At 71.6% G+C, this 7,276-nt stretch carries 7 protein-coding genes; 2 read left to right on the forward strand and 5 right to left on the reverse strand.

Annotated elements, in window-relative coordinates:
* Nucleotides 1–251 (forward strand): DUF6807 family protein (locus tag ACOJSN_RS02415; RefSeq protein WP_420110914.1); only part of this gene is annotated, 251 nt, incomplete at its 5' end.
* 1 nt (nt 252) lies between these two features.
* Here the strand turns inward: ACOJSN_RS02415 and ACOJSN_RS02420 are convergent.
* The 5 genes from ACOJSN_RS02420 to hemE all read right to left on the reverse strand — a co-directional run bounded on the left by ACOJSN_RS02420 (nt 253) and on the right by hemE (nt 5,740).
* Nucleotides 253–1,569 carry a protoporphyrinogen/coproporphyrinogen oxidase gene (locus ACOJSN_RS02420; RefSeq protein WP_420110915.1) on the reverse strand — a complete coding sequence of 439 codons (1,317 nt, stop codon included), beginning with the start codon at nt 1,567–1,569 and terminating at the stop codon, nt 253–255.
* Between the two features lie 13 nt (nt 1,570–1,582).
* Entirely contained in the window at nt 1,583–2,383 is an 801-nt protein-coding gene (locus tag ACOJSN_RS02425) for a carbohydrate ABC transporter permease (protein WP_420110916.1), read from the reverse strand.
* Complete coding sequence (locus ACOJSN_RS02430) at nt 2,380–3,252, reverse strand: carbohydrate ABC transporter permease (RefSeq protein WP_420110920.1); 873 nt, start codon at nt 3,250–3,252, stop codon at nt 2,380–2,382. Before ACOJSN_RS02430 ends, ACOJSN_RS02425 begins: the two co-directional genes overlap by 4 nt.
* The gene (locus tag ACOJSN_RS02435) at nt 3,249–4,622 is read right to left on the reverse strand and encodes an extracellular solute-binding protein (protein ID WP_420110917.1); all 1,374 of its coding nucleotides are present in this window, start codon (nt 4,620–4,622) and stop codon (nt 3,249–3,251) included. Before ACOJSN_RS02435 ends, ACOJSN_RS02430 begins: the two co-directional genes overlap by 4 nt.
* Nucleotides 4,623–4,699: 77 nt before the next feature.
* Entirely contained in the window at nt 4,700–5,740 is a 1,041-nt protein-coding gene (gene hemE, locus ACOJSN_RS02440) for a uroporphyrinogen decarboxylase (protein WP_420110918.1), read from the reverse strand.
* Between the two features lie 85 nt (nt 5,741–5,825).
* Between hemE and ACOJSN_RS02445 the strand changes: the two genes are divergently transcribed.
* A complete protein-coding gene (locus ACOJSN_RS02445) occupies nt 5,826–7,067 on the forward strand; it encodes a glutamyl-tRNA reductase (RefSeq protein ID WP_420110919.1) in 1,242 nt (413 codons plus the stop codon).
* Nucleotides 7,068–7,276 lie beyond the last annotated feature (209 nt).

Genomic DNA, 7,276 nt, shown 5'->3' on the forward strand with positions numbered 1-7,276 from the left:
CACCCTGGGTCGCCTTCGTCCAGCACCGCGGACCTCGTGTCGCCACGCTCGTGCTGGCCCAGGATCCCGAGCACGTGCTTCCCTGGTTCCTGCGCGCCGACGACTACGTGGGTGCCGGCCCGGCACTCGCCTGGAGCTCGCCGCTGCGGGTTCCCCCGGGTGAGATTCTCACGGTAAGCCTCGGCGCCGTCATGCTCGACGGCGCTGCCACGGCCCCGGAGGCGGAGGCGCTCGCCGCCCAGGTGTGGTGACTCAAGCGATCCGGCCGGCGGCCGCCATCGCATCCGCGATCGAGGCCGCGAGTCCAGTCCCTGCGAGCCAACCGCCGGTGGCGTCCAGGTCGGTCGCCTCGGCCAGCGCCTGACGCATCGCGTCGCGATGCGTGCTCATCGAGGGCTCGACGGCGGAGCGAGCCATCGCCCATCGGGTGCGGTCGGCGTCACGCAGATCGGCGGACGACCACGCTCCGCCGGTCAGTGTTCCGGCATCGGCGAGCGCCATCTGCACGAGGGCATCGTCGGGTGCGTCGACCGCGTCGTAGGTCAGCCGCAGCACCGCGCGGTCCCCCGCCTGGTGCGCCAACCAGGCCCACTTGGCGCTCGAGAAGGTAAGCGCACGAGCGCGAACCCGATCCCCGCCGTCGGCGACGATGACACCGGAACGGTGGGCTCCGCCGTCGTGCGCGAGAACCAGCGTGACCAGATCCACCGGGCGGGGCGCCGGCCATGACCGAGCCACGGCCATGAGCGGTTCCGGCAGCCCGCTCGGCCACCACCACGGCGGGCAGGCGAGCAGCAAGCGGTCGGCGTGGACCACGGTGTCGTGCGAGGTGCGCACGCGCCAGCCGCGCAGATCCGGCTCGACGGCGGTCGCAGCGGTCGGCATCGTCGCCGAACCGTGGCTCGTGAGCTCGCCTGCGAGCGCGTCGACGAGCTGGGCCATCCCGCCGTCGAGACCGGCGAGCTGGCCGCCGCCACCGGTCAGCGCCGCCGCGAGCGAGCCCTGCTCGGCGAGCCGGTCGAGAACACCGGGCAGCAGCACGCTGGGCGGCACCTGGTCGATGTCGAGCCGATGCACACCCGCCACGAGCGGGCGGGGCCAGGCATCGACCACGGCGTCGCCCATGCGTGCGCGGATGAGCGCGCCGAGGGTGGTCGCGTCGGCGCCGACTCTCGCTGGAAGGGTCGCGTCCTGCTGGGCGCGGGCGCGCGCATCGCCGTCCAGCTCCTGGAGCCCCGTGTCGCTGAGGTCGGTCGGGATGCCCAGCACCGCGCCATCGGGGATCCGGGTGCTTCCGCCCGGGCGGTAGACGCTGGTGCCGTTCGGCTCGGGCGCACGGACTCGCTCGGCGAGGCCGAGCTCGGCGAGAAGTGCGACGACCGTGCCGCCACGGGTGGCGAAACCCTCGGCGCCGACGTCGAGGTCGAGGCCGTCGAGATGTCGGTGTGCGAGCGCGCCGCCGAGGTCCTCAGCGTCGAGCACGGTGACAGCGTGGTCGGCTCGGGCGAGCTCGCGCGCGGCGACCAGGCCCGCGATGCCGCCACCGACGACGACCGTGGAGGAACGCATTCCCCGAATGTAGTCACTCGCGGATGGCGCCCTCGACCATGCCGCGGATGAAGTGACGTTGCAGGAACAGGTACAGCACCACAACCGGAAGCGCCACGAGCACGGCAGCCGCGGCGAGCAGCCCTGTCGCCTGGACGTGCTGCCCCTTGAAGATCGCGAGCGCAAGAGGTGCCGTGCGGAAGTCGCCGTTGGGGCTCATCACCAGCGGGATGAGGAACTCGTTCCACGTCCACATGAACACGAGCAGCACGAGCGTGACCACGGCGGGGCGACCGATCGGCACGAGCACCGACCACAGCGTGCGCCAGCTGCCGGCGCCGTCGAGTCGGGCTGCTTCCATGACCGGGCGTGGAGCGGAGCGGAAGTAGGCGCGCATCCAGTAGGTCCCGAACGCGATGGACTGAGCGATCTGGGGCAGTGCGACGGCCCACAGCGTGTTGGTCAGACCGAGCGCGCGCATGTCGTAGAAGAGCGGGACGACGATCGCTTCGGCCGGCACCATCAGCCCGAGCAGGAACAGCGCGAAGATCACGCTGCCGCCGCGCGTGTCCATGGTGCCGAGGGCGTAGCCGGCGAGCATCGAGGCCAGCACGGCGATCGAGACCACCACGATCGCCACCGTGGCCGAGGTGAGCATGTATCGGCTGAACGAGCCCTCGCTCCAAGCCTGCACGAACACCGAGAGACCGCCGGGCGAGGTGGTGCTCGGGGACAGTGCAGTCACGAGGACCACGGCGATCGGGGCGAGCGCGAACACCGCGAACGCCACGAGAACCACGTAGTTGGCGGCGCGCTCGCCGCGGGAGGTGGTCACCGCTCGCCTCGGTCGACGACCCGGTTGACGACCAGGTTGATCGCGAAGATCAGGGCTGTCAGCGTCACCGCGATCGCGGCCGCCGATCCCACAGCGCCCTCACGGAAGGCCCGCTGGAACACCTCGTAGGCCGGCACCGTGGTGGAGTTACCCGGTCCCCCGCCGGTGGTCACGTAGACGAGGTCAAAGGTCTTGAGCGCAGCCACGATGGTCAGTGTCAGCGCAACCGCGATCTCCGCACGGATCGAGGGCAGCGTGAGCGCGAAGAACTCCCGGACCGCACCGGCGCCGTCGAGGCGAGCTGCCTCGTACTGTTCACGCGGCAGCCGGGCCATGCCCGCGAGCAGCAGCACGGTGACCAGCCCCATCTGCACCCAGGTGCCGACGATCCCGACGGCGGGCAGCGTCCACGTGTAGTCCCCCAGCCAGGTGCGGGCCAGCTGGTCGAGGCCGACGGCGCGCAACGCTGAGTTGAGCGTGCCGTTCGGCGCGTAGATCTGCCGCCACGCCACGGCCACAACCACCATCGCGATCACCTGTGGCAGGAACACCACGGTACGGAACAGCGCGAGGCCATGCACCCGACCGCGGTTGAGCACGGCGGCGAGCAGCAGCCCGATCGCCAGCGGCAGCAGCGAGAAGAACCCGATCAGCACGAGGGCGTGCCCGAAGGCGGCGCGCAGGTCGTCCTCGGTGAGCAGCTCGGCGTAGTTCGCCAGCCCGACGAACGTCGACGCTCCGAGCCCGTCCCACTCGTACAGCGAGTACTGGACCGAGCGCGCCAGCGGGTAGAGCAGGAACCCGCCGAACAGCAGCAGCGCCGGCGCCAGGTACGCGTACGGCAGCCAGCGCCGCTCGCGCACGCCTATCCGCCCTGCGTGAAGGCGCTGTAGTCGGCTTCGAGGCCCTCGAGGAACTCCTCCGGCGTGGCTTGGCCGCCGATGAGGTCCTGCAGCCCGGCACCGAGGGTGTCGCCCATGCTCGGGGTGGCCCAGTCGAGGTAGGGCAGCAGGCTGCCGGTCTCACTGACGGTGCCGAACGCCTCGAAGATCTCCGCGTTGACACCGGACTCGGGAGCCAGCTCGGCAGTGCGGTTGACCGGCATGTTGCCGGTGTCCGCGAGCACACCCATCGCGTCGTCGCTGGTGATGAAGTCGAGGTAGGCGGCCGCCGCCACCTGATTCGGGCTCTGTGCGGTGATCGCGAACGGGAGGCCGGTGCCGCCCGTGGTGGCGACCGCCCCACCGGACTCGACCGGCGGCGGCGCCATGAACCCGACATCCTCACCCATCGCGGCCTCGAGGTCAGCGGCGAGCCAGGACCCTCCGATGAGGAAGGTCGCCGAGCCCTCGGAGAACTCCTGCCAGGCGGCGTCGTAGTCCGTACCGTTGGGGCCCTCGTTGATGTAGCCGGCCTCGACCCACTGCTGCAGCTCGGTCGCTGCGGCCACGTTTTCCTGCGTGGTCCACGAGGCGCCTGCGTTGCCCATCCCCAGCGCGGCGATCTGGTCGGCCGGCACGTGCTGTCCCTGGATCGGACCGAACACGTGCACGGCGGGCCAGCCGTCGAGGTTGCCCAGCTCGATCGCCGTGGCGCCGTTGCCCTGCACGGTCGCCAGCGCGGCGGTGAAGTCGTCCCAGGTCCCCGAGCGCAGCGCCTCTTCGTCGAGCCCGGCGTCCGCGAGCGCGGTGCGGGAGAAGAAGACGCCGACGATCTCGCCGGTCTGGGGCAGCCCGTACAGAGCGCCCTCACCGAAGGTCGCTCCGCCGTCGCCGTAGGAGGAGACCGCGAGGACCGAGTCGCTGTACCTGTCCCGCCAGCCGTACGCCTCGGCGTACTGATCCAGATCGAGCAGGAGGCCGGCCTCCACGAACGCACCCATGGTGCCGCGGGTGTTGTTGGCCTGGACGACGTCGGGGGCGTCGTCCCCGGTCAGCGCACCTCGCAGCGTGGTCTCCAGGTCGTCGAACGACTGCGACACACGGTCGATCGTCACGTTCGGGTACTGCTCCTGGAACGCCTCGTTGAGCTGGGTCATCTGCTCGTCCTGACCGCCACGGACCTCCTGGTCCCAGACGGTCAGCGTCACATCGCCGAGCGCAGCGACATCGGTGCTGATCTCCTGCGGGTCGGCCGTGGTGCCGTCATCCGTGGTGCCGGTGCCGGGTGCACAGGCAGCCGCCAGCAGGGCGAGCGCGAGGCCGCCTGAGATCGCGGCTGCTGAGGTGATCCTTCTCATCGGTGCTCCCGGGGTCTGGCTGGGCGTCGTCGTTGGGCTCGGCCCAGTCTCCCACCCGGGACCGACAACCGGTGCGCTCAGAGCGTGTGAACGAGCTCGACGATGCGGGTGAGCACGTCGGGGTCGGTGGTCGGCGGCACGCCGTGGCCGAGATTGACCACGTGGGCCGGGGCGGCGCGACCGCTCTCGACCACGGCCCGGACGTGGCCCTCGAGCACCTCCCACGGTGCCGCGAGCAGGGCCGGGTCGATGTTGCCCTGGAGCGGGACACCGGGGACCGAGGCCGCAGCCTCCGCGAGCGGTGTGCGGTGGTCCACGCCAACCACGTCGGCGGCGCTGGCCATGGCGGCAAGCAGGTGGCCGGTTCCGGTGCCGAAGTGCACGGTGGGCACGCGCTCGCGGGCTGCGGCGAGCGCGGCGGTCGAAGCGGGCAGCGCGGCGCGCTCGTAGTCGGCGAGGCTGAGCGAGCCGGCCCAGGAGTCGAAGAGCTGCACGGCACGTGCGCCTGCGCCGATCTGGGCGAGGAGGAAGGCCGAGGAGAGTTGCGCCGTCCAGTCCATCAGGCGCTGCCATGCCTGCGGGTCGGCGTGCATGAGGGTGCGCGCGGCGAGCTGGTCCTTGCTCGGGCCGCCCTCCACGAGGTACGCGGCGAGGGTGAACGGCGCGCCGGCGAAGCCGATCAGCGGGGTCGTGCCCAGCTCGCTCACGAGGATCCGCACGGCCTGGGCGACGGCATCGAACGCCTCGGGCGTGGCGCCGCCCGGTGCGTGAGCAATGAGTGCGGCGACGTCGGCGGCGGTACGGACCGGCTGCGCGAGCACGGGGCCCTTCCCGGGGACGATCTCGACGTCGACGCCCACGAGCTTGAGCGGCACCACGATGTCGCTGAACAGGATCGCGGCATCGACGCCATGGCGACGGACCGGCTGCAGCGTGATCTCGGCGGCGAGCGCGGGGTCGAGGCAGGCGTCGAGCATGCGGGTGCCGACGCGGAGCTCGCGGTACTCGGGCAGGGACCGGCCGGCCTGCCTCATGAACCACACCGGAAGCCGCCCTGGTCGTTCGCCCCGGTAGGCGCTGAGCAGGGGGGCGGTGGCGAGGGCGGGCGAGTGCGGCACCGCTCGATCCTGCCATCGCCATCCGCTGGATGGACGTGACGGGGCGTCACCACACGGAAACACAACGCCGCCTACCCTGGTGTTCGTGCTCGTATGCCTGGGAGCGAGCCACCGCACCGCGACGTTCGACCTGCTCGAGCGGCTCGCGTCGGGGCTCGAAGACGTGGTCTCCCCCACCGCTGCCCGCGGTCGGGTGACGTTGGCGACCTGCAACCGGTACGAGCTCTACCTCGATGTCGACGACGACGCCGAGCCGGCCGCGCTGGTGAGTGACCTTGCGCGCGCGGCGCATCTGGACCCCGACGAACTGGCCCACGGCATGCGCGTCATCGAGGGCAGCCGGGTCAGTGCGCACCTGTTCGCGGTCGCCTCCGGCCTCGACTCGATGGTGTTCGGTGAGCGTGAGATCACGGGTCAGGTTCGGCGTGCGCTGGCCGATGCGCAACGCGCCGGCGTGACCACACCTGGGTTGGAGCGGCTGTTCCAGGGCGCGACGGCGACCTCTCGCGAGGTCCGCGCGATCAGCGGGATCAGCCAGGGCGGCCAGTCGATCGTGCAGCTCGCACTCGATCTCGCTCAGTCCCGGATCGGCGAGTGGCGCCAGGCGCGCGTCCTGGTGATCGGATCCGGCAGCCACGCCCGCGCGTTGTGCGGGGCGTTGGTCGAGCGCGGCGTCGCGGCGATGGCGGCCTGGTCGCCCTCGGGCCGAAGCCTCCCCCATCCCGCGGTGCGTATGGTCGACGGCGCAGCGCTCAATCGGGAGCTCGGCGGGGCCGACGTCATCATCACCTCCACGACCCGACAGGCGTTGACCACGACGAGGCTCGCGCTGGCGCGGGGCGGCACGAGCAAGCCGACGCTGGTGGTCGATCTCGGGATGCCGGCGAACGTCGACCCCGCGGTCGCCGAGTTGCCTGGCGTCGACCTGCTCGACCTGCCCACGATCGGGTTGCACGCCCCGGTGCCGGAGCTGCAGGCGAGCGCACAGGCACATGACCTCGTGGAGTCCGCTGCTGGGGCGTTCGACGCGAGCGCCGCTGCGGGTCCGGTGATCACGGCCTACCGCGAGCACGTGATGAGGCTGCTGGAGCAGGAGCTGGCCCGGATGCAGTCACGGCCGGGAATCTCGGCCGAGGCTGCTGAGGCGACCGAGCGTGCGCTGCGGCACTTCGCCGGCGTGCTGGTCCACGGTCCGACCACCCGTGCCCACACGCTCGCAGCCGAGGGGCGCCTCCCCGACGTGGTCACCGCCGTCGAGACGCTGTACGGCCTCCACCCCGATGCGGCGCCTGCGGCGCAAGATGCGGTCGAGTCCGCCACCGCGTAGCGTCCCGACCCGCTTCCGCCCAGTCCCCCACTTCCACGCCTCGGCGCGTGCTTGCGCGGCTTCTCCTCCGCCGCCGTCGGATCCTCAGCCGATGTTCAGGAGTCCGTACGTGACGTCGTGTTCGTCCTGGGTGAGGGGGTCGGGATCCTGCCAGGGGTCCCAGGGTGGTGTCCAGGCTTCCTTGACCGTGGTGGGGACGTCGGAGCGGG

This window comes from Pseudactinotalea sp., from assembly GCF_048594945.1.
GTDB lineage: Bacteria > Actinomycetota > Actinomycetes > Actinomycetales > Beutenbergiaceae > Pseudactinotalea.